We start from the raw sequence: 21,803 nt of genomic DNA, 5'->3' as shown, positions 1-21,803 counted from the left end.
TTGCGTACAACGGCAGCCGCATCCTTGGACGTGGGGTGCGGCTGCCGTTCGGCGTCCGCCGGGTGCGGTGGGATGTCGGCCGCGGGTCGTCGTGGATCGCTCGCGCAGTCCCCCGCGTCGCTGCAGGCCGTACGTGGCGAGCGCGCGTCAATCGACCGCCAGTGCCGCTCGGTGTACCGCTGACGCCAGTCGGTTGTTCTCCGGGGCCGCCCCGCCCGGAAAGGCGAAGCGGCGGCGGGTGTAGCCGTAGGCGAGGCCGCTGCGGGGGTCGGCGAAGGACTGGGTGCCGTTGGCGCCGCTGTGGCCGATCGTGCCGGCACCGAGGAAGGGGTGCCAGGTGTCGGCGGTCGCCTGGAAGCCCAGGCCGAAGGACTTGTGGGCGCGGGCCACCAGGTCGTACCCCGTGGAGTGGATCTGCCCGAACTCCGCGACCGTGTCCTCCTTGAGCAGCGGGGCCTTGCCGTCGACCTCGCTGACGGCCGCCGCGTACATCCCCGCGAGACCACGCGCCGAGGCGACTGCGCCCACCGAGGCCGGGCCCTTGGCGCGGATCTGCCGTTCGCCGAGCAGGCCTTCCAGATCGGTGGGCTCGGTGCCGTGCCGGTTGAAGGCGATCGCGGCGAGCGTGTGCGGGCCGGACGGCAGTCCGTCGAGGAAGGCCTGCTGCTCGGGGGTCGGCAGCATCGGCTGGACCGGGCGGAAGCGCGGCTCCCGGTCGGCCGGCAGGCCCAGGTGGAAGTCGAGGCCGTAGGGCGCGCGGATCCGCTCCTCGTACAGCTCCTGGAGGGTCCGGCCGGTCGCCCGCCGGACCACCTCGCCGGTCAGCGCCCCGATGACCAGGGCGTGGTAGCCGAAGGCCGTGCCCGGTCGCCAGAACGGCCGCTGGTCGGCGAGGCGTTCGGCGATCACCCGGTCGTCGGACAGCTCCGCGAGTGTGAAGCCGGTGTCGGTGCCGATGAGCCCCGCGCGGTGCGCCAGCAGGTCCCGCAGGGTCAGGGCGCCCTTGCCCTCGGCGGCGAACTCCGGCCAGTAGTAGACGACTTTGCGGTCCAGCTCCAGCGTGCCGTCCTGCACGAGCAGCGCCGCGACCAGGTGGGCCGCGCCCTTCGTGGCCGAGTACACGCCGTAGAGCGACTCGCCCGTCACGCCCTCGCCCGCCCACAGGTCCACGACGCGGCGCCCATGGACGTACGCGCACAACTGGCCCTCGTAGTCGTCCCGTTCCCCGGCGACGACGGCGGCGAACTCCTCGCGCACGGTCTCGAAGCCCTCGGCGACCGTGCCCTGGACGGTGATCTCCTGCGACATCCGCTCTCCTCGACCGAGCCGCTGCTCGCTGCTCACTCTCACCACAACGCGCCCTCCCGCTCCGGGCGTTCCCCGTAAGCGGTACGGCGAGACGTACCTGATCGACTCAACCGCCGGACGGGCCTGAGGGTGTCACCGGTACCCCGTATGGCGTAGGGGGGTGATGCGCGGCGCGCCCCGGCCGCGGCTCAGTTGCACCACCACAGGAAGCGGTTGCAGGTCTTGGTGGGCGACGGTTCCGGGGTGGGCTCGGAGGTCGTCGGGGCCGCGGTCGGAGTGGCGGAGGGCCCGGTGGCGCCCGGAGCGGCGGGGGTGGTGGCGGTCGCACCGGGGGCCGCCGTGGCCGACTGCTGCGCCTTGCCGGTGTCCTCGGCGGACGGGGAGGCGGAGTCCTTGTCCTCGGGGGACTCGGAGGCGGACGCGGAGGCCGAGGCGTCCGGGGAGGCGGAGGCCCCCCGGGTGGCGCCGGCGGTGCCGTCGACCGGGTCGGCCGTGCGGTCCGGCGCCGGGGAGGACGCGCCGCCGTCCGTCGCGGGGTCCCCACTCGTGGTCGGCGTGTCGCTGGAGAAGGGCAGGAAGGGCGCGTCCGTGCCCAGTTCGGCGAGGCTGAGTCCGCCCGCGGCCAGGACGAAGCCCGCGGCGACCAGCACCGTACGGCGACGGCGGCGACGGTGTGCGGCCGCCTTGCGGTCCCGCCGGCTGGAGTCGGCCTCGGCGGGGTTCGCGGCGACGGTGCCGCGCGCCTTGCGCCGGGCGGCCCGGCCCCCGGCCTCGGGCTCCTCCTGCGGCTCGCCCTCCTCGGGCTCCTCGGGCTCCTCGGGCTGCTCGGGCTCGTCCGGTTCCTCCGGCCCGACCGACTCGTACTCCTGGGTGACGCCGTAGTCCCCGGCGGGGGCGTCACCGCCGTACCGCTGGGCGGGGACGCGCACGTCGTAGCCCGAGGGGGCGACGTGCTCGTCGTGGCCCGCGGAAGCGGTCTGGCCGCCGTACCCCTGCGCCGGGACCTGGCCGCCGTACGTCTCCCCCGCACCCGCGTACGCGTGCGCGACCGGGGCTTGTGTGGACACGGCGAGTCGCTCGGCCGGTGCGCCGCACCCGGGGCAGGCCAGGGCGCCGTTGAGGTGCCGTTGGCACGGGTGGCAGAAGTCCATGACGCGGGAAGACTAAGGTCCGCGCAGGTCACGTTCCTAGCCGCCCTTGTGAAGGTTTCGTGGGGGAGCGAAAGAATTATCGAAAGCCGTGCCGAAACCGTTACCTGTTCGACCCATTGACACCCCCACCACCCCGTCCTTACTGTCACGCCAACATTTCGAACGTGTGACGAAATCTCGAACAGCTGAGGGGCAACTGCCGTGCGCATCACCGGAATCAGCACGCACGTGGTCGGCACGCCGTGGCGCAACCTGACCTACGTCCAGGTGCACACCGACGAGGGGATCACGGGAGTCGGCGAGACCAGGATGCTCGGTCACACCGACGCGCTGATCGGCTATCTGCGGGAAGCCGAGGCCAACCACATTCTCGGATCCGACCCGTTCGCTGTCGAGGACCTCGTACGCCGGATGAAGTACGGCGACTACGGCCGCGCCGGCGAGATCGTCATGTCCGGCATCGCGGTGGTCGAGATGGCGTGCTGGGACATCAAGGGCAAGGCTCTCGGTGTGCCGGTCTGGCAGCTGCTCGGCGGAAAGGTCACCGACAAGGTGAAGGCCTACGCCAACGGGTGGTACACGACCGAGCGAACCCCGGAGGCCTACCACAAGGCCGCCCAGGGGGTCGTGGAGCGCGGCTACAAGGCGCTGAAGATCGACCCGTTCGGCACCGGGCACTTCGAACTCGACCACCAGCAGACCCTGTACGCCGTCTCGCTGATCGAGGCCGTGCGCGACGCGATCGGCCCGGACGCCGAGCTGATGCTGGAGATGCACGGCCGGTTCTCGCCCTCGACCGCCGTACGGCTCGCCCGCGAGCTGGCGCCCTTCAAGCCCGCCTGGCTGGAGGAACCCTGCCCGCCGGAGAACCTCAAGGCGCTGGAGAAGGTCGCCGCCAAGGTCGACGTCCCGGTCGCCACCGGTGAGCGCATCCACGACCGGATCGAGTTCCGCGAGCTGTTCGAGAGCCAGGCGGTGGACATCATCCAGCCCGACGTCGGCCACATCGGCGGCATCTGGGAGACGCGGAAGCTGGCCGCGACCGCCGAGACCCACTACATGCTCGTCGCGCCGCACAACGTGGGCGGGTCGGTGCTGACCGCCGCTTCCCTCCAGGTCGGCTTCACCTCCCCCAACTTCAAGATCCTCGAGCACTTCAACGACTTCGCGGACGCGGAGATCAAGAAGGTGGTCAAGGGCGCCCCCGAGGTCGTCGACGGGTACTTCCACCTGTCGGACGCGCCGGGTCTCGGTGTCGAGCTGGACGTCGACGCGGCGGCCGAGTTCCCCCAGCAGCAGGCCCGCTTCGACCTGTGGGCCGAGGGCTGGGAGCAGCGCAAGCCGAAGGGCACCAAGTGAGTTCCCAGGTCCTGGTCGAGGCGCCGGGCCGGCACCGGGTCGAGGCGCACACGCCTCGCGAGCCCGGCCCCGGCGAGGCACGGGTGGCCGTGCACGCGGTCGGCATCTGCGGCAGCGACCGCGAGGTGTACCAGGGCAACCGGCCAGAGGGGTACGTGCGCTACCCGCTCACGCCCGGTCACGAGTGGTCGGGGACGGTCCAGGCCGTGGGAGCCGGGGTGCCGACGACGCTCGTCGGGCGCAGGGTCGTCGGCGAGGGCTTCCGCAACTGCCAGGTCTGCGACCGCTGCCACGCGGGCGAGACCACACTGTGCACGGACGGCTACGAGGAGACCGGCTTCACCCAGCCGGGCGCCATGGCCGGCACGCTCACCCTGCCCGCTCGGCTGCTGCACGTCCTGGCGGACGACGCCGACCTCACCGCCGCCGCGCTGCTGGAGCCGGCCGCCTGCATCGCGGCCGCCGCGCTCAAGGCGGGCGCCCGGCCGGGCGAGCGGGTCGCGGTGGTCGGCACGGGCACACTCGGGATGTTCGCCGTGCAGTTCCTGAAGGCGGTCTCGCCGGTGGAGCTGCTGGTGGTGGGCACGCGCAACGACCGGGAGGCGCTGTCCCGGCGGTTCGGGGCGACCGACTTCCGCACCAAGGACCAGGAGCTGCCCGACGACTTCGACGTGGTGATCGAGACCGCCGGGTCGGCGTCCGCCGCGCGTACCGCCGCCTCGCTGCTCAGGCGCGGCGGACGCCTGGTCCTGACCGGCATCCCGGCGCCGGGCGCGGACGGGCTGGACCCGACCGACCTCGTCGTACGGCAGCTGGAGGTGCACACCGTCTTCGGGGCTCCGCCGGACGCCTGGGCGTACGCCGTACGGGTGTTCGGTGCCGGATTGCTCGACCCGCTGCCGCTGGTCACGCACGAGCTGCCGCTGACCGAGTTCTCGCAGGCCATCGAGCTGGTCGGGGCCGGCGACCCGACCGTGGGCAAGGTGCTGCTCCGCCCCTAGCCGTACGCCGGTCGGGGCGTGACCTGACGGCGCCCTGACCGGCGTACCACCACGGCACCTTTTCCGGTGCCCCGCAGGCCCTCTTCCGCTCCGAGCCGCGAACCTCGTCCGATATTTCGAACACTCAGGACCTTAAGGACAGCTTGTGACCGACGCTTCCGCCCCGGCAGCCCGCAGGCCCGGCGAGCAGGTGCTCGCCGCACTCGGCCTGGGCGCACCCGCCCTCGATCCCGCCGACGCCTCCGCCCACAGCTTCCCGGGCGGCGGCCGCTGGCGCACCGAGATCCCCTCGTGCGAGGGTCCCGAGGCGCTGGCGGTCGTGCTCAAGGAGGCCTCCCGCCTCGATGTGCCGATCCACCGGATCAGCCAGGGCAGCGGCGTGTGGATGCTCACCGACGCCGAGATCACCGAGATGGTCGAGGCCACCGCCGAACGCGACATCGAGCTGTGCCTGTTCACCGGTCCGCGCGGCACCTGGGACATCGGTGGCTCGGTGCGGACCGACTCGCGGGGTGCCGGACTGCGGGCACGGGGCCACGACGCCGTGGCGGGCTGCGTCGAGGACGCCGTCCGGGCCACCGAGCTGGGCGTCAAGTGCCTGCTGGTCGCCGACGAGGGCGTGCTGTGGACCCTGCACCGGGCCCGCGAGACCGGGATCATCCCGGCCGACACCACGCTGAAGGTCTCGGCGCTGATCGGCCCCGTCAACCCGGCCTCGTACGCCGTGTACGAGCGGCTGGGCGCCGACTCCGTCAACGTGCCCAGCGACCTGACGCTGGATCACCTCACCGAGATCCGCCGGGTGTCCCGCGCCCCCATGGACATGTACATCGAGGCCCCCGACGACCTCGGCGGCTATGTGCGGATGTACGAGGTCGCCGAGCTGATCCGGCGCGGCGCACCGCTCTACCTGAAGTTCGGTCTGTCCAAGGCTCCCGGCATCTACCCGTGGGGCACCCATCTGCGGGACGTGACCCTGGACACCGCCCGGGAGCGGGTGCGGCGCGGCCGGCTCGCCCTGGACCTGCTCGCCCGGCACGGCGCGGACGGCGACATGGCGCCGCTCGGCTCCCGGCTGCCGGGGGCTTTGAACCGGTTCCCCTCCGAAGGTGCCACTGGATGACCGATGGGGGCTGCCGGCCGTGTGTGGCTGGTCGCGCCCACGCGGCGGAGCCGCATATCGACCACAGCCCCGCGCCCCTTCGGGGCGCTTCACCGACCCCGCTCAACAAGCTCTCAACGACGAGAAGAACAGGGACCGATCACCATGCGCACTCGCAGAAGCGCCCTGGCCGCCATAGCCGGAGCCGCCTCGCTCGCCCTCACCCTGACCGCCTGCGGCCAGAACAGCGAGGGCGGCAGCGAGGAGAAGTCGGGCGACGTCAAGGGCGCCACCATCGGCATCGCCATGCCGACCAAGTCCTCCGAGCGCTGGATCTCCGACGGCAAGAACGTCGTCAAGGACCTGGAGGCCAAGGGCTACAAGACCAAGCTGGTCTACGGCGAGGACAACCCGGAGACCCAGGTCTCGCAGATCGAGAACCTCATCACGCAGGGCGTGAAGGGCCTGATCGTCGCGGCGATCGACAACAAGTCGCTGAAGAACGTCCTCCAGGAGGCCGCGGACGCGAAGATCCCGGTCATCTCCTACGACCGGCTGATCCTCGGCACCGAGAACGTCGACTACTACGCCTCGTTCGACAACGAGAAGGTCGGCAAGCTCCAGGGCCAGTACATCGTGGACAAGCTCGGGCTGAGCAAGGGCAAGAAGGGCCCCTTCAACATCGAGCTGTTCGCCGGCTCCAACGACGACAACAACACCAAGTACTTCTTCGGCGGCGCCATGAGCGTGCTCCAGCCGTACATCGACAAGAAGCAGCTGGTCGTCAAGTCCGGGCAGACCGCGCTGAACAAGGTCGTCACCCTGCGCTGGGACGGCACCACCGCGCAGAAGCGCATGGAGGACATCCTCACCTCCTCCTACAAGAGCGGCCGGGTCGACGCGGTCCTCTCCCCCTACGACGGCATCTCCATCGGCATCCTGTCCGCCCTCAAGTCGGACGGCTACGGCTCGGCCGGCAAGCCGCTGCCGGTCATCACCGGCCAGGACGCCGAGCTGGCCTCGGTGAAGTCGATCATCGCCGGTCAGCAGACGCAGACCGTCTACAAGGACCTCCGCAAGCTCGCCGAGGTCGCCGCCACGATGATGGACGACTCCCTGAAGGGCAAGAAGCCCGAGGTCAACGACACCAAGACCTACGACAACGGGACCAAGGTCGTGCCCGCCTACCTGCTCCAGCCGGTGAGCGTCGACAAGACCAACTACCAGCAGGTGCTGGTCGACGGCGGTTACTACACCGAGGCCGACCTGAAGTAACCCGCCCATTTCCTACGGATTGGAAGGCACGACCATGGCGGGACCCGTCCTGGAAATGCGCTCGATCGTCAAGACCTTTCCCGGTGTCAAGGCGCTCTCGGACGTCACCCTGACCGTCCGGCAGGGCGAGGTCCACGCCATCTGCGGGGAGAACGGCGCCGGCAAGTCCACCCTGATGAAGGTGCTCTCCGGCGTCCACCCGTACGGCAGCTACGAGGGGGACATCCTCTTCGAGGGGGAGATCTGCCAGTTCAAGGACATCCGGGCGAGCGAGCAGCACGGCATCGTCATCATCCACCAGGAACTGGCGCTGGTGCCGCATCTGTCCATCGCGGAGAACCTCTTCCTCGGCAACGAGCACGCCACCCGCGGACTCATCAACTGGCGCGAGACGCTGCGCCACGCCACCGAGCTGCTGCGCCGGGTCGGTCTGGACGAGCACCCGGAGACCCGGGTCGCCGACATCGGCGTGGGCAAGCAGCAGCTGGTGGAGATCGCCAAGGCGCTGTCGAAGGAGGTGAAGCTGCTCATCCTCGACGAGCCGACGGCGGCCCTCAACGACGAGGACAGCGGCAAACTCCTGGATCTCATCCTGGAGTTGAAGAACCAGGGCATCACCTCGATCATCATCTCCCACAAGCTCAACGAGATCCGCAAGGTCGCCGACTCGGTGACGATCATCCGGGACGGCCGGTCCATCGAGACCCTCGATGTGAAGGCGCCGGAGACGAACGAGGAGCGGATCATCGCCGGCATGGTCGGCCGCGACCTCGACCACCGCTTCCCGGAGCGCACGCCGCACCAGCCGGAGGAGGGCGCGGCACCGGCGCTGGAGATCCGCGGCTGGACCGTGTTCCACCCGATCGACCAGCAGCGCAAGGTCGTGGACGACGTGTCGCTCCACGTGCGCCGCGGCGAGATCGTCGGCATCGCGGGCCTGATGGGCGCGGGCCGCACCGAACTCGCGATGAGCGTCTTCGGGCGGACCTACGGCCGGTACGCGGACGGCACGGTCCTGAAGGACGGCACGGAGATCCGGACCAAGACCGTGGCGGAGGCGATCGGGCACGGCATCGCGTACGTCACCGAGGACCGCAAGCACTACGGCCTCAACCTCATCGACACCATCAACCGGAACATCTCGCTGACCGCGCTGGACAAGGTCGCCAAGCGGGGTGTGGTGGACGAGCACGAGGAACGGCAGGTCGCCGAGGGCTTCCGGAAGTCCATGAACATCAAGGCGCCCACGGTCTTCGAGCCGGTGGGCAAGCTCTCCGGCGGCAACCAGCAGAAGGTCGTCCTCAGCAAGTGGATCTTCGCCGGTCCGGACGTGCTGATCCTCGACGAACCGACCCGCGGCATCGACGTGGGCGCCAAGTACGAGATCTACACGGTCATCGACCAGCTCGCCGCCCAGGGCAAGGCGGTCGTCTTCATCTCCTCCGAGCTGCCCGAACTGCTCGGCATGTGCGACCGCATCTACACGATGGCCGCGGGGCGGCTGACCGGTGAGGTGCCGCGGGCCGAGGCCACGCAGGAAGTGCTGATGCGCCAGATGACGAAGGACAAAGAGGTAACGCGATGAGCACGGATGTGACCGCCAAGAGCCCGGCCCCCGCGCCGCCGGGCAGGAGCGGATCGGCCGCCGGCGGGGGACTCCTCGGCCTGGTGCTGAGCGGCCTGCGCCGCAACATGCGCCAGTACGGCATGCTGATCGCGCTCGGCCTGATCGTGGTCCTCTTCGCGATCTGGACCGACGGGGACCTGCTGCTGCCGCGCAACGTCTCCAACCTGGTGCTGCAGAACAGCTACATCCTGATCCTCGCGATCGGCATGATGCTGGTGATCATCGCCGGGCACATCGACCTCTCGGTCGGCTCGCTCACGGCCTTCGTCGGCGCCTTCGCGGCCGTGCTGACCGTGCAACACGGCGTGTCCTGGCCGATCGCGCTGGTGCTGTGCCTGCTGGTGGGCGCGGCGGCGGGGTCGGTCCAGGGCTTCCTGATCGCCTATCTCGGCATACCGTCCTTCATCGTCACCCTCGCCGGGATGCTGCTGTTCCGCGGCCTGACGGAGATCCTCCTCAAGGGCCAGACCCTCGGCCCCTTCCCCGACGGCCTGCAGAAGCTCGGCAACGGCTTCCTGCCCGAGACCGGCCCGGACACCAACTACCACAACCTCACCCTGCTGCTCGGGCTCGTGCTGATCGCGGCCGTGGTGTGGCAGGAGTTCCGGGACCGCCGCCGCCAGCAGGAGTTCTCCCTGGACGTCGTGCCGACCCGGCTCTTCCTGCTCAAGCTGACCGCCCTGGTCGCCGCGATCCTCGTCCTGACCCTGCTGCTCGCCAGCTACAAGGGCGCACCGATCGTGCTGATCATCCTCGGCGCGCTGGTGGTCGGCTACGGCTATGTGATGCGCAACTCGGTGTTCGGCCGGCACATCTACGCGATCGGTGGCAACCTGCCGGCGGCCAAGCTGTCCGGCGTGAAGGACAAGAAGGTCACCTTCTATGTCTTCCTGAACATGGGCGTGCTCGCGGCCCTGGCGGGTCTGGTGGTCGCCGCCCGGCTGAACGCGGCCTCGCCGAAGGCGGGCGTCAACTTCGAACTCGAGGCCATCGCCTCCTCGTTCATCGGTGGCGCGTCCATGAGCGGCGGTGTCGGCACCGTCCTCGGCGCCATCATCGGGGGTCTCGTCCTCGGCGTGCTGAACAACGGCATGAACCTCCTCAGCGTCGGCACCGACTGGCAGCAGGTCATCAAGGGCCTGGCCCTGCTGGTGGCGGTCGGATTCGACGTGTGGAACAAGCGCAAGTCCGGTTCGTAAGCGCCCAGAAAACGGAGCCGCACCATGGAACTGAACAGACGCACGGTCATCGCAGGAGCAGCCGCGGCGGGCATCGCCGCCACCACCCTCGGCACGGGCACCGCCCAGGCCGCCACCGGCTCGCCGGGCAGGAAGCCGGTGCGGGAACTCTTCGGCAAGCTCGCCGACGGCACCAAGGTCCACCGCTGGTCCCTGGAGAACGGCGGCACCCGCCTGAAGGTCCTCTCCTACGGCGGCGTCGTCCAGACCCTGGAGATCCCCGACCGGCACGGCCGCCACGCCAACGTGGTGGCGGGCTTCGACACCATCGACGACTACGTGGCCAAGAGCCCGTACTTCGGCGCGCTGATCGGCCGCTACGGCAACCGCATCGGCAAGGGCACCTTCACCCTCGACGGCAAGAGCTACCAGCTGTCCGTCAACGACGGCGTGAACAGCCTGCACGGCGGCGCCCAGGGCTTCGACAAGCACGTGTGGGACGTGGAGCCGTTCACCCGGGGCTCCGACGTCGGCCTGCACCTGCACTACACGAGCGTCGACGGCGAGATGGGTTACCCGGGCACCCTCAGGACGAAGGTGACGTACACCCTCGGCCGGCACGGCGAGTGGCGCATCGACTACGAGGCCACCACCGACCGGGCCACCGTCGTCAACCTCACCAGCCACGTCTACTGGAACCTGGCCGGCGAGGGCAGCGGCACCATCGAGGACCACGAACTGCGCATCGCGGCCTCCCGCTACACCCCCACCGACTCGGGCCTGATCCCCACCGGCGAACTGGCCGGGGTCGCGGGCACTCCCTTCGACTTCCGGCACGCCAAGCCCATCGGCCGGGACATCCGGGCCGGCCACGAGCAGCAGGTGCAGGCCAAGGGGTACGACCACAACTGGGTCCTGGACAAGGGCATCACGGCGAAGCCCGAGCACGTCGCGACCCTGCGCGACCCCCGCTCCGGCCGCACCCTGAAGATCGCCACCGACCAGCCGGGCCTGCAGTTCTACTCCGGCAACTTCCTCGACGGCACCCTCACCGGCACCGGCGGCCGCACCTACCGCCAGGGCGACGCGCTCTGCCTGGAGACGCAGCACTTCCCGGACTCGCCCAACCACGCCGCGTTCCCGTCGACCGTGCTCCGGCCCGGCCAGACGTACCGGACGACGACGATCCACACGTTCGGGTCGTGAACCGGCTCACACAGCCGGTGAGTTGAACGCCACTGGCGTCCCTTCCGTATCCAAGGGCGGCCCGTGCTCCCCCGCACGGGCCACCCTGAACGGAGGTCCCCTTGGCCGGCAACGTCACCTCGTTGTTCCGCGGCACCGCCGCGCACAGCCCTTCGATGGCGGCGCTGACCCGGGAGGGCGGCGACGGGACCGGCCCGGTGGACTTCTGCATCCCGTGCAACCCGTACTTCCCCACTCCGGCCATGTTCGAGGAGATGGCGGCCCGGTTGCGTGAGATCGTCACGTACTACCCCAGCAGCGCCGACACCATCACGGCGGAGCTGTGCGGCCTGCTGCAACTGCCGCCGCAGTGCGTGGCGATGGGCAACGGCTCCACGGAGCTGATCACCTGGATCGACCACCTCCTCGTCCGCGAGTCCCTGGCGATCCCGGTCCCCACCTTCGGCCGCTGGACCGACCAGCCGATGGAGACGGGCAAGCGGGTCGACATGTTCCCGCTCCAGGAGGCGAACGGCTTCGCCCTGGACCTGGCCCAGTACGCCGAGTTCCTCCGCGCCCGGGGCACGCGGGTCGCGGTGATCTGCAACCCCAACAACCCCGACGGCGGCTATCTGCGCAAGCAGTCGGTGGTGCAGTTCATGGACGCGATGGCCGACCTCGACCTGGTGGTCGTGGACGAGTCCTTCCTGGAGTTCGCCGACGCGGAGGCCGAACCGAGCGTCGTGCAGGAGGCGATGCTCCGCCCCAACGTGGTGGTGCTCCGCAGCCTCGGCAAGAACTTCGGCCTGCACGGCATACGCTTCGGCTATCTGGTCGCCAACCCGGCGCTCGCGGGCAAGGTCCGTTCGATGCTGCCCAAGTGGAACCTCAACTCCTTCGCCGAGCACGTGGTGTTCATGCTGAAGGAGCACGGCGCGGAGTACGCGCAGAGCCTGACGCAGGTCCGTCGCGACCGGCTGGAGATGGCCAGCCGGCTCTCCGCGCTCCCCGGGCTCACGGTCTACCCCTCGCAGGGCAACTTCCTCTTCGTCCGGCTTCCCGTCGGCGCCGAGGGCACGGTGGTCCGGGACCGGATGCTCACCGAGCACCGGATCCTGGTCCGTGAGTGCGGCAACAAGATCGGATCCTCCAGTCGCTTCCTGAGACTCGTGGTGCGCCCCCAGGTCGACGTGCGTCGCCTGGTGTCCGGCCTGGAACAGGTGCTCTACGGGTCCGGGAGGAGCGCCGCCGTACCCGAGCTGGGCACCGGGACCAGCTACAGCTCGGGTACGGCGGCCGTGGACCGGCTGATGAGCGAGACCAACGGGTCCGGTATGCGGGGGCTTGCCGCCCAGGCCGCCGCCGCTCCCGCTCCCGCCCCGGCCGCCGGCACCGGCATGCCGCTCCCCGCCGCCGTACAGCCCGGCGCCGGGATGCCGATGCCGGCGGCAGCCCAGCCGACCGCACTGCCCACACCGACGCCGGTACCCGCACCGGCCCCGGTGCCCACACCGGCCCCGGTGCCCACGCCGATGCAGGTGCCCACGCCGGCCCCGGTGCCCGCACCGCTGCCGGTCCAGCAGCCGATGGCACCGGCACCCGCACCGCGGCCCGCCCCCGTGTCGGCGCCGGCACCGGTCCCGGCACCCGCGGCCGCCGTGGCGCCCACCCCGCCCGGTGTCCCGGCCCGCGGTGGCCTCACCGCAGCCCAGGTACGGGGCATGACGGCCCCGGCCTCCGCCCCGGGCCTGACCCCCGCCACGGATCTGACCCCGGCCCCGGCGACGGGCTGGCCCAACGCCCAGAGCTGGCCGAACGCCGCAGGCATGAGCCAGACGGGCTAGCGACCGGCATCGAGCGCGGTGACGGGCAGACCCGTTCCGGGCCCGCTGCGGCGAACCGCAGGTGCCGGGCGTGGTGGGAGCGTGGAGTGCGGGACACGCCTGCCGATCACCGCCTCGGCATCACGGTGTGGGGCACTCCTTCCAGGCCAGGTGGTAGACCGTGCTGATGTCGCCGTCCGTCGAGTCCATCGTCATGAAGCTGACCTTGGCCGGGGCCGACGTTCCGGCGTTCACCCTCAGTTCGGTGTTGATGTTGAAGTTGCGCAGGGCCCCGCAGGGCGCCCAGACGAGTTGGGCCCAGTCCGTGCTGTCGGTGGCCTGCCAGTCGTCGTTGTAGGGGCCGTTGAAGGGGTGGCTCCGGGGCACCGTGTTCGAGGAGCCCTGGAAGTAGTACGAGGCCTTCTGCGTGGCGGACGCGCCGGGCTGGAGCGAGAGGAAGCCCCGGTAGTCCGCGCTGGCGATCGCGTAGGTGAAGCCCTGGGGCACGTGGACCACCAGGTTCAGCTGGCAGTTCTTGCGGAAGGCCGTGGGGTCGGAGTTGCCGCCGGCCTGGGCCAGATAGCTGCTGTACGTCACCGTGAAGGCCGTGTTGTCCGGGGACACGGCCACGGCGGCCGTACCCGCGGGACAGCCCGAGCCGTTCACCGTCGCCACGTCGATGACGATCTTGTCCGGGGGCGGGTCGTCGAACACGGGGGACGAGGACGGGGCGGGTAGCGCGGTGGTGAGGAGAGCGGCTACGGCACCGCTCAGGAAAAGCCCACCAGCCATGGTTTCTCCCTGTTGTCGAGTGGGGGGTGCGCCTCCCGTCCACCCGTTCTCCTTGAAGAAACTGTGCGCCATCTGTGAAGGGGGAAGGGAGGCGTGGGTAGCGTAGGGAGCCCCGCCCGGGCCGGGGAGAGCGAACTCCGGCCATTCACACAGGGGTGTTCACTTCCCCGTGCCGGCCCCGCCCCGATCGGCGGGGAGCGCCTCCCGCATCGCCTGCGCGGTGACGGCCGCGTCGTAGCCCTCGGCCACGCCGGGCACCAGGATGATGTCGCCGTCGATGTGACGTGAGCGCAGGGGCGCGATCTCCTGGTACGCGTCCGAGTCCCACCAGGCGCGTGCCTGGGTGATCGACGGGAAGCCGATCACGACGACGTGTCCGGGCCAGGCGCCCTCCTTCACCTCGTGCGCGGCCCCGTGGACGAGGAACCGGCCGCCGTACGGTGCGAAGGTCGCGGTGATACGCGCCATGTACGCGGCGATCTCCGGGTGCGGGGCGGCTTCCTGCAGGTGGGCTATCGCGTAGGCGGACATGGCATCCTTCCGGCCGTGGTCGGCTTCCGACGTCCACGATCCTGCCGCCGGGGCGGGCGGGGGTCGATGACCTGAGGGGTAAGGACGACACGCCGGCCACCGGCGCCGGCCGCGACCCGCGGGTCTGTCCGGCGATTCCCGTCTGCCGCGCTTCGGGTGACGACGCGCATGGCCGGACACGACCTAGGGGTTCTCCCAGGCCGCCGGTTCCGCCGCCAGCGCCCGGACCGGCTCGGGGAGCGCGTCCGCCGCGAGGTCGGCGAGGGTGACGCCCTCCAGGATCCGTCGCACATTCGCGCGCAGGGCGATCCACAGGGGCAGCAGGGGCCGGGCCGTGCCGGTGTAGGCGAGGCCGGTCGGGCGTTCGCCGCGTACGGAGACGATGGGGCCGTCGACCGCGCGGATCACGTCGGCGACCGTGATCGCCGCCGCGTCCCGGGCCAGCCGGTAGCCGCCGCCCCCGCCACGCCGGCTGTCGACGATTCCCGCACGCCGCAGGTCGCCCAGGATCCCTTCCAGGAACTTGTGGGGGATGTCCTGTACGGCGGCGACTTCCTCCGCCTTCACCGGGCCGTTACCCTGCCGTACGGCCAGCTCCAGAACCGCCCGTACCGCGTAATCCGCCCGTGCCGAGATCCTCATGGGTCCATTGTGGGGCGTACCTCCATGGAGAATGGCCGGACCCGCGCCCCGTAAGATCGCCCGGGAGGATCCACCTTGGCGCTCAGCAGACGTACCTTCAGTGCCCTGGCCGGCTCGACCGCGCTCGGCCTCGCCATGGGCGGCAGCGGCGGCCCGGGGGCGCCCTCGGCGTACGCGGCGCGCAGTGTGCCGACCGGCCCGGCGCCCGGCCCGCCGAGCGCCGACGGCCGGCGCCACACCATCGGGTACGACCACTACTCCCTGCTCGTCGACGGCAGGCGTCTGGTCCTGTGGTCCGGTGAGCTGCACCCGTTCCGGCTGCCGAGCCCCTCCCTGTGGCGGGACGTGCTGCAGAAGATGCGGGCCCACGGCTACAACGCCGTCAGCATCTACGTGGCCTGGAACTACCACTCCCCCGCGCCCGGCCGGTACGACTTCACGGGCGTCCGGGACCTGGACCTGTTCCTGCGCATGGCCGCCGAGACCGGCCTGTACGTCATCCTGCGGCCCGGTCCCTACATCAACGCCGAGGTGGACGGCGGCGGCTTCCCGGGCTGGCTGACGGCGGCGAAGGGCACGGCACGCACCGACGACCCGGCCTACCTGGAGCACGTGGACGAGTGGCTCACACAGGTCGACCGGATCGCGCGCGAGCACCTCTTCACCCGGGGCACCGGCACGATCCTGCTCTACCAGATCGAGAACGAGTACGACTCCCACGTCACCGAGGACACCGGCCGCGCGTACATGTCCCACCTGTACAAGAAGGTGCGGGCGGACGGCATCGACGTCCCGCTGTTCCACAACGACAAGGGGCGCAACGGCTACTGGATCCCGGGTTCGTTCGACACCGGCGGGGAGAAGGGCGGTTGGCTGTACGGGTTCGACGGGTATCCGTCGCCCTCCCAGACGCCGCCGGACTGGGGGCACTACGGGCCCGGCGGGCTCAAGGGCGGTGCCACCGCCTCGCCGGGTACGCCCGGGTTCGTGCCCGAGTTCGGGGGCGGCTGGTTCGATCCCTGGGGCGGGGCCTGGTTCGACGGCAAGGGGTACGCCGAGTCGCGGCGCACCCGGGACGCGGCCTACGAACGCCGCTTCTACCTGACCAACCTCGCCAACGGGCTCACCCTGCACAACGTGTACATGACCTTCGGCGGAACCTCGTGGGGCTGGCTCCCCGCGCCGGTCGTCTACACGTCGTACGACTACGGCGCCGCGATCGACGAGGGCCGTAACGTCACCGACAAGATCGCGCCGATGCACCAGCTCGGCCACCTGCTGCAACGCGTGCCCGACTTCGCCAAGCTGGACCGGGCGGCGGAGGTGAGGGCCGAGGGCCTGACGGTCTACCACCTCGCCAACCCGGACACCGGCGCCCAGGTGTACATCGCCCGCAACGACGGCACGCAGCCCGTCACCACCGAGCTGCCGACCGACGCCGGCGACCTGCGGATCACCGTTCCCGGCAAGGACGCGAGGCTGCTGACCACCGGGCTGTCGCTGGGCAGGCGGACCCTGAAGTACGCCACCGCCGAGCCCGTGCTCTGCCTGACGACGGGCCGGCAGGACATCGCCCTGTTCTCGGGGCGGTCCGGCGACATGGCGGAGCTGGTGCTGAAGTGCCCGGCCGAGCCGAACGTCCAGCGGCTGGACCCGGAGGCCGCCTGGGCCTACGAGCGGGACGAACTGCATGTGAACGCGCCCCTCGGCGAGGACGGGCTGACGCGGGTGCTGGTGCAGAAGGGCGATAGCGACACGCCGCTGCTGCTGCTCTTCGCCGACGACGCCACCGCCGTCCGCCTGTTCCCGTACGACACCCCGTCCGGGACCCTGCTGGTGTACGGCCCGAAGCTGCTGCGGCACGCCGAACTGCGGGGCTCCGAGGCTCACTTGACGGGTGACGTCAGGGAGACGACGGGCGTGGAGGTGTGGGGCCCGCGCGGGATCGACACCCTGGTGTGGAACGGGCGCACCCTGCCCACCCGGGTCACCCGTTCCGGCAGCGTGATGACCACCGGTCTGCTGCCCGCGGTCCCCGAGGTGCGGCTGCCCGAGCTGGGCGGCTGGCGGATGCGCAGGGAGAACCCGGAGGTGAGTCCGAGCTTCGACGACTCGTCGTGGAAGCTCGCCGACAAGGCGTCGTCGTACAGCACGACGGCGGTGCCGGACGGCGGGCCGGTGCTGTTCGCCGACGACTACGGCTTCCACTACGGGGACGTCTGGTACCGGGGCTCCTTCACCGACTCCAGCGGCCTGGAGGAGATCTCGCTCGCCTACAGCACCGGTACCCAGGGCCTGCTGATGGCGTGGCTGGACGGTGAACCGCTGGGTACGCACCGGATGCCGGTGCCGGACAAGACCACCACCATCCGCAAGGGCAGCTGGGCGGACACGGCGGTCTTCCCGGTCCGCGAGCGGCTGCGCTCCCCCGGCCGGCACGTGCTGTCGGTGCTCGTCCGGCGTATGCAGCACGACCAGGACGGCAAGGCGCTCGACACCCACAAGGTGGCCCGCGGGCTGACCGCGGCCTCCTTCAAGGGGGCGTCCCCGGACCTCACATGGCGCATCCAGGGCGAGGCGGCCGTGGACCCGGTGCGCGGGCCCATGAACAACGGCGGGCTGTTCGGGGAGCGGGAGGGCTGGCATCTGCCCGGCTTCCCGGACCGGGACTGGGAGGCGGTGACCTTCCCGCGGGCCGCCCGGTACCAGGGCGTGACGTGGTTCCGGACCACGTTCCGGCTGTCGGTGCCGGCCGATGTCGACGCCTCGATCGGCCTGGTCCTGGACGACGACCCGTACCGGGCCTACCGGGCGCAGATCTTCCTCAACGGCTGGAACATGGGCCAGTACATCAACAACGTCGGCCCGCAGCACACCTTCGTCCTGCCCAACGGCATCCTGCGCACCCGGGGCACCAACACCCTCGCGCTGGCGGTCCTCTCGGAGTTCACCACGCTGTCCGGGCCGGGCAGGGTGAGCCTGTCCCTGCTGGGCACGGCGGCCGGAGGAGTACCGGTGGCCCCGGTCCCCTCCCCCGGCCGCTGAGTGCCGCCCGGCACCGCTGGGGCCTGTCTCAGGCCAGCCGGATCACGTTCCAGGACAGCGGCTCCAGCACGGCGGTGAGGGTGCCGTCCGTCAGGGCGGTGCCCTCGACGGTGTGCGGGGTGACCCGCTCGGGGTCGTCGAGGGTGTTGCGGGCGCCGGGGTCGGCGTCCGCGAGGGCGCTGTGCTCGGTGACCGCAGTCAGGTCCAGGCCGTGCAGGGCGACTTCGAGCGGCAGCGGCTCGGTGCGGCCGCGGTTGACCGCGAACACGGTGACCGTGCCGTCGGCCGCGCGGACGGCGGTGGCGTGCAGCAGGTCCGTCTCGCCGTACTTCTTCGTCCGGTACGTCGGCGAGTCCACGCGGACGTCGAGGACCTCGCCCCGGCCGTACCGGGAGGCCTGGGCGAACGGGAAGAAGGTCGTCTGCCGCCAGGCCGGGCCGCCCGGCTCGGTCATGATCGGCGCGATCACGTTGACCAGCTGGGCGAGGCAGGCGACCGTGACCCGGTCGGCGTGCCGCAGCAGCGCGATGAGGAGCGAGCCGAAGACGACGGCGTCCATGACGCTGTAGCTGTCCTCCAGCAGGCGGGGTGCCTCCGGCCAGTCGGACGGGGCGACGGTCTTCGCGTGCTCCTCCCACTTCGAGAGGTACCAGACGTTCCACTCGTCGAAGGAGAGGTTGATCTTCTTCTTCGACTTCAGCCTCGCGCCCACGTGGTCGGCCGTCGCGACCACGTTCTCGATGAAGGACTCCATGTCGACGGCCGAGGCGAGGAAGGAGTCCAGGTCGCCGTCGGTGGGCTCGTAGTAGGCGTGCAGGGAGATGTGGTCGACCAGGTCGTAGGCCTCCTCGAGGACGGTCGCCTCCCACGCGGCGAAGGTGGGCATGGCCTGGCTGGAGGAGCCGCAGGCGACCAGTTCGACGGTGGGGTCGATCTGGCGCATGGCCCGGGCGGTCTCGGCCGCGATACGGCCGTACTCCGCCGCGGTCTTGTGGCCGGTCTGCCAGGGGCCGTCCATCTCGTTGCCCAGGCACCAGAGCCTGATGCCGAAGGGGTCCTTGTCGCCGTGGGCCGCGCGGAGGTCGGAGAGGGCGGTGCCGGAGGGGTGGTTGGCGTACTCCTGGAGTTCGAGCGCCTCGGCGACGCCTCGGGTGCCGAGGTTCACGGCCATCATGGGCTCGGCCTGGGGGCCGACCTTCTTCAGGAAGGCGATGTACTCGGACAGGCCGAAGCGGTTCGTCTCGGTGGAGTGCCAGGCGAGATCGAGGCGGCGGGGGCGTTCCTCGACCGGGCCGACCGAGTCCTCCCACTTGTACCCGGAGACGAAGTTGCCGCCGGGGTAGCGGACGGTGGTGACGCCGAGTTCGCGGACGAGGTCGAGCACGTCGGTGCGCAGGCCCTCGGCGTCCGCCGTGGGGTGGTCCGGTTCGTAGATACCGGTGTAGACGCAGCGGCCGAGGTGCTCCACGAAGGAGCCGAAGAGGCGGGGGTTGACCGGGCCGACGGTGAAGGCGGCATCGAGGGTGAGGCGGGCGGTGCTCTTGCTCATGGGGGTCCTTCCGCAACGGGTTCACTGGCCGGCCAGGCCCGTGTGGTGTCCCATGAAGAGGTTCCAGTAGCGGACGCGGGTGCGCGCAGGTTGTCCCATACCTTGCCCCCACCGTTCGAAATGAGCCAAGCCATACGTTCGGGATTTCGCATAACACTCGTAACTTCGAACGGGACCGTAGATTCGAAGCGCTTCCGCGTCAATGGGTCGCACACAAGCTCATAGGTGGTTCCTCGTTGAACGACAGTCACCGGATCGCATGACGCGGACACATGCGGGCGCGTACGCTCGGACCGGCCGCACGCCGGCGGTGAGAAGGGAGACCGATGAGCTTCGGGGGCGCGCGAGAACGGGCAGCACGCCTGGCCGCACGACTGCGGCGCTCCCGCCCGGGCCCGGCGATGCGCTCCCTGGCCGGCGACCTCGCCGCCGCCGTCCGCGCCCGGCCCGCACGGCCCGACGGAATACGGGAGTTGGGCCGGGCGCTCTGCGAGGAGATGAGCGCACTGCGCGGCGGGCGGCCGGTGGAGCTGCGCTTCGAACGGTTCCCGGACGAGATCGAGGTCACCGGACTCTGGATGGAGTTCGCCGACTTCGACCTGGTCATCGTGGAAGAACGCGCCGAGGACCTTCAGCAACTGGTCATTCTCGGCCATGAGTTGTGGCACCTGCACGCCGGGCACCGCCATCACCACCTGGCCGGGGCCGCGGCGGCCCGCGCGCTGGCCGAGCGGCCCGGCTGGCGGGACACGGCGCTCACGGTGGCCGCCCGCAACGGCTCCCGGGAGGTCGACGAGGCCGAGGCCGACGACTTCGGGCACCGCCTGGCCACCCTGTTCCGCTCCCATGTGACCGCACCGGGCGACGCCCCGCCGGACCCCGTACAGCGCACCCTCGGCTACCGCGGACGGGGAGGAACCGTGCGGTGACCCGACTGGCCCTCGACCCCTCCGCGCTCCTGGCCGAGTTCTACATCTCCTTCTGGGTCCCCACCGCGGTGCTCACCGTCGCCCTGGTGATCAAGCTGCCCACGATCATCCGGCTGTGGCGGGACCCGCTGCTGCGCGCCGTCGGCGGACTGCTGTTGCTCGCCTGCGCGGTGTTCGTGTTCTGCACGCCGTCCGTGATCACGCGGATGAACCGGCTGACCGGCATGACCAACTTCTCGGCGCCCTGGTGCTATTCGCTCATCACCGCGATGTCCGGCGCCGGCCTGCTGCTGATCATCACCTGGCGAAACGGCCTGTCCGACCGCTCGGTGACCACCCGGCACGCACTGCGCCGGGTGGTCTCGGTGTACTGCGGCGTGATCGTCGCGCTGTGGGTGCTGTTCCTGCTCGCCGACGTGCCCGTGGAGCGGATCCGGGACCTCGACACGTACTACGCCGGCACACCCTTCATGCGCGAGGAGATCCTGCTCTACCTCGGCGCGCACGGGGTGGCCTGCCTGATCACCTTCCGGCTCATCCGGAACTGGGCCCGCACCCAGGGCCTGGACGCCTGGCTGCGCTGGGGGCTGAGGCTGCTGGGCGCCGGGTACGCGCTGAACCTGGTCTACGACGGGGCCAAGCTGACCGCCGTCTTCGCACGCTGGTGCGGGCGGGAGGTGGACTGGCTGAGCACGAACCTGGCTCCGCCGGTCGCCTCGCTGGCCGCGATCCTGGTCGCGGCCGGCTTCATCCTGCCGCACGCCGGCCAGTATCTGCACGACCGCTGGCGGATCCGGCTCGCCTGCCGCGAACTGCGGCCGCTGTACCGGCTGTTACGGGCCGCGAGCGGGGAGGGCGTGCCGTTCGCGCTGCGGGCCACGGCGGAACTGCGGCTGACCCGGCGCGAGACGTTCATCCGGGATGTGCTGCTGACGCTGGCCCGGCACATCGACGCGGACCTCGGCCGACGCTCGTACGACGCCGCGCTCGCTCTCGGCCATCCACCCGAGCGGGCGCGGGCGCTGGCCGCGGCGGTGGGCATTCTGGACGCGGTCGGGAGCAGGGCCGCGCGTGCGGCGGAGCCCGCGGCCGGCCCGGACCCCACGAGCCTCCTCCAGGAGATCACCGCCGTCTCCCGCGCCCTGCGGCGCCCCGAGGACCTCGCCGCGGTGCGAGCACGGGCGGCGACGGAGGAGGACAGGGCCGCGGGAGTGGTGCAGGCGGGGGGTGGCTGAGGCCGTTCGCCGGCCGCGGTGTCCTGCGGACACGGGCGCCGCGGCACTCCAGGGGCGCGGGAAGCCGCGCG

17 protein-coding genes are annotated in these 21,803 nt (G+C 70.9%); 11 read left to right on the top strand and 6 right to left on the bottom strand.

All coding sequences use genetic code 11. The annotated features are described in order from the left end of the window. Nucleotides 1-147: 147 nt before the first annotated feature. Together ACGFRF_RS29320 and ACGFRF_RS29315 are read right to left on the bottom strand one after the other, a co-directional pair. Nucleotides 148-1,308 (bottom strand): serine hydrolase domain-containing protein, encoded by a 1,161-nt coding sequence (locus ACGFRF_RS29320; protein ID WP_393744971.1) that lies wholly within the window; start codon nt 1,306-1,308, stop codon nt 148-150. A gap of 188 nt (nt 1,309-1,496) precedes the next feature. After that, nucleotides 1,497-2,375, bottom strand: coding sequence for a hypothetical protein (locus ACGFRF_RS29315; RefSeq protein WP_393744969.1), 879 nt, complete (start codon nt 2,373-2,375; stop codon nt 1,497-1,499). 285 nt (nt 2,376-2,660) lie between these two features. On the opposite strand from ACGFRF_RS29315, the gene ACGFRF_RS29310 reads away from it, so the two are divergent. The 8 genes from ACGFRF_RS29310 to ACGFRF_RS29275 all read left to right on the top strand — a co-directional run bounded on the left by ACGFRF_RS29310 (nt 2,661) and on the right by ACGFRF_RS29275 (nt 13,030). Continuing rightward, nucleotides 2,661-3,818, top strand: coding sequence for a mandelate racemase/muconate lactonizing enzyme family protein (locus tag ACGFRF_RS29310; RefSeq protein ID WP_393744967.1), 1,158 nt, complete (start codon nt 2,661-2,663; stop codon nt 3,816-3,818). Continuing rightward, nucleotides 3,815-4,819, top strand: a complete 1,005-nt coding sequence (locus tag ACGFRF_RS29305) for a zinc-binding dehydrogenase (RefSeq protein ID WP_393744965.1) — start codon at nt 3,815-3,817, stop codon at nt 4,817-4,819. Before ACGFRF_RS29310 ends, ACGFRF_RS29305 begins: the two co-directional genes overlap by 4 nt. A gap of 145 nt (nt 4,820-4,964) precedes the next feature. Beyond that, complete coding sequence (locus ACGFRF_RS29300) at nt 4,965-5,942, top strand: hypothetical protein (protein ID WP_393744963.1); 978 nt, start codon at nt 4,965-4,967, stop codon at nt 5,940-5,942. Nucleotides 5,943-6,086: 144 nt separating this feature from the next. Then, nucleotides 6,087-7,196, top strand: a complete 1,110-nt coding sequence (gene chvE, locus ACGFRF_RS29295; RefSeq protein ID WP_393744961.1) for a multiple monosaccharide ABC transporter substrate-binding protein — start codon at nt 6,087-6,089, stop codon at nt 7,194-7,196. A 34-nt stretch (nt 7,197-7,230) separates the two neighbouring features. After that, complete coding sequence (gene mmsA / locus ACGFRF_RS29290; RefSeq protein WP_393744959.1) at nt 7,231-8,781, top strand: multiple monosaccharide ABC transporter ATP-binding protein; 1,551 nt, start codon at nt 7,231-7,233, stop codon at nt 8,779-8,781. Next, a complete protein-coding gene (gene mmsB / locus ACGFRF_RS29285) occupies nt 8,778-10,022 on the top strand; it encodes a multiple monosaccharide ABC transporter permease (RefSeq protein ID WP_393744957.1) in 1,245 nt (414 codons plus the stop codon). The genes mmsA and mmsB overlap by 4 nt, the downstream gene beginning before the upstream one ends. Before the next feature lie 24 nt (nt 10,023-10,046). Then, nucleotides 10,047-11,207: an aldose epimerase family protein gene (locus tag ACGFRF_RS29280; protein ID WP_393744955.1), complete on the top strand. Its 1,161-nt coding sequence runs from the start codon at nt 10,047-10,049 to the stop codon at nt 11,205-11,207. Between the two features lie 101 nt (nt 11,208-11,308). Further along, the gene (locus ACGFRF_RS29275; protein ID WP_393744953.1) at nt 11,309-13,030 is read left to right on the top strand and encodes a pyridoxal phosphate-dependent aminotransferase; all 1,722 of its coding nucleotides are present in this window, start codon (nt 11,309-11,311) and stop codon (nt 13,028-13,030) included. A 120-nt stretch (nt 13,031-13,150) separates the two neighbouring features. On the opposite strand, the gene ACGFRF_RS29270 is transcribed toward ACGFRF_RS29275, so the two are convergent. From ACGFRF_RS29270 to ACGFRF_RS29260, 3 genes are all read right to left on the bottom strand, one after another. After that, on the bottom strand, nt 13,151-13,801 hold the full coding sequence (locus tag ACGFRF_RS29270) for a DUF4360 domain-containing protein (protein WP_393744951.1): 651 nt from the start codon (nt 13,799-13,801) through the stop codon (nt 13,151-13,153). 159 nt (nt 13,802-13,960) lie between these two features. Then, on the bottom strand, nt 13,961-14,332 hold the full coding sequence (locus ACGFRF_RS29265; protein WP_393744949.1) for a DUF1330 domain-containing protein: 372 nt from the start codon (nt 14,330-14,332) through the stop codon (nt 13,961-13,963). Nucleotides 14,333-14,515: 183 nt separating this feature from the next. Continuing rightward, on the bottom strand, nt 14,516-14,974 hold the full coding sequence (locus ACGFRF_RS29260) for an RrF2 family transcriptional regulator (protein WP_393744947.1): 459 nt from the start codon (nt 14,972-14,974) through the stop codon (nt 14,516-14,518). Nucleotides 14,975-15,049: 75 nt separating this feature from the next. Between ACGFRF_RS29260 and ACGFRF_RS29255 the strand changes: the two genes are divergently transcribed. Beyond that, nucleotides 15,050-18,019 (top strand): beta-galactosidase, encoded by a 2,970-nt coding sequence (locus ACGFRF_RS29255; RefSeq protein ID WP_393744945.1) that lies wholly within the window; start codon nt 15,050-15,052, stop codon nt 18,017-18,019. Nucleotides 18,020-18,047: 28 nt separating this feature from the next. On the opposite strand, the gene ACGFRF_RS29250 is transcribed toward ACGFRF_RS29255, so the two are convergent. Next, nucleotides 18,048-19,568, bottom strand: a complete 1,521-nt coding sequence (locus tag ACGFRF_RS29250) for an alpha-N-arabinofuranosidase (protein ID WP_393744943.1) — start codon at nt 19,566-19,568, stop codon at nt 18,048-18,050. A gap of 326 nt (nt 19,569-19,894) precedes the next feature. Between ACGFRF_RS29250 and ACGFRF_RS29245 the strand changes: the two genes are divergently transcribed. Together ACGFRF_RS29245 and ACGFRF_RS29240 are read left to right on the top strand one after the other, a co-directional pair. Further along, nucleotides 19,895-20,497 (top strand): toxin-antitoxin system, toxin component family protein, encoded by a 603-nt coding sequence (locus ACGFRF_RS29245; protein WP_393744941.1) that lies wholly within the window; start codon nt 19,895-19,897, stop codon nt 20,495-20,497. Beyond that, nucleotides 20,494-21,732: an MAB_1171c family putative transporter gene (locus ACGFRF_RS29240; RefSeq protein WP_393744939.1), complete on the top strand. Its 1,239-nt coding sequence runs from the start codon at nt 20,494-20,496 to the stop codon at nt 21,730-21,732. Before ACGFRF_RS29245 ends, ACGFRF_RS29240 begins: the two co-directional genes overlap by 4 nt. Nucleotides 21,733-21,803 lie beyond the last annotated feature (71 nt).

The sequence above is a fragment of the Streptomyces sp. NPDC048521 genome (assembly GCF_043199855.1).
In the GTDB taxonomy this organism is placed as follows: domain Bacteria; phylum Actinomycetota; class Actinomycetes; order Streptomycetales; family Streptomycetaceae; genus Streptomyces.
This window is presented reverse-complemented; position numbering and strand designations above follow the sequence as displayed.

Coding starts and splice junctions, on each gene's coding strand:
- ACGFRF_RS29320 (WP_393744971.1), bottom strand. CDS start 1,308: ATGTCGCAGGAGATCACCGTCCAGGGCACGGTCGCCGAGGGCTTCGAG.
- chvE (WP_393744961.1), top strand. CDS start 6,087: ATGCGCACTCGCAGAAGCGCCCTGGCCGCCATAGCCGGAGCCGCCTCG.
- mmsA (WP_393744959.1), top strand. CDS start 7,231: ATGGCGGGACCCGTCCTGGAAATGCGCTCGATCGTCAAGACCTTTCCC.
- mmsB (WP_393744957.1), top strand. CDS start 8,778: ATGAGCACGGATGTGACCGCCAAGAGCCCGGCCCCCGCGCCGCCGGGC.
- ACGFRF_RS29280 (WP_393744955.1), top strand. CDS start 10,047: ATGGAACTGAACAGACGCACGGTCATCGCAGGAGCAGCCGCGGCGGGC.
- ACGFRF_RS29270 (WP_393744951.1), bottom strand. CDS start 13,801: ATGGCTGGTGGGCTTTTCCTGAGCGGTGCCGTAGCCGCTCTCCTCACC.
- ACGFRF_RS29265 (WP_393744949.1), bottom strand. CDS start 14,332: ATGTCCGCCTACGCGATAGCCCACCTGCAGGAAGCCGCCCCGCACCCG.
- ACGFRF_RS29260 (WP_393744947.1), bottom strand. CDS start 14,974: ATGAGGATCTCGGCACGGGCGGATTACGCGGTACGGGCGGTTCTGGAG.
- ACGFRF_RS29250 (WP_393744943.1), bottom strand. CDS start 19,568: ATGAGCAAGAGCACCGCCCGCCTCACCCTCGATGCCGCCTTCACCGTC.
- ACGFRF_RS29245 (WP_393744941.1), top strand. CDS start 19,895: ATGAGCTTCGGGGGCGCGCGAGAACGGGCAGCACGCCTGGCCGCACGA.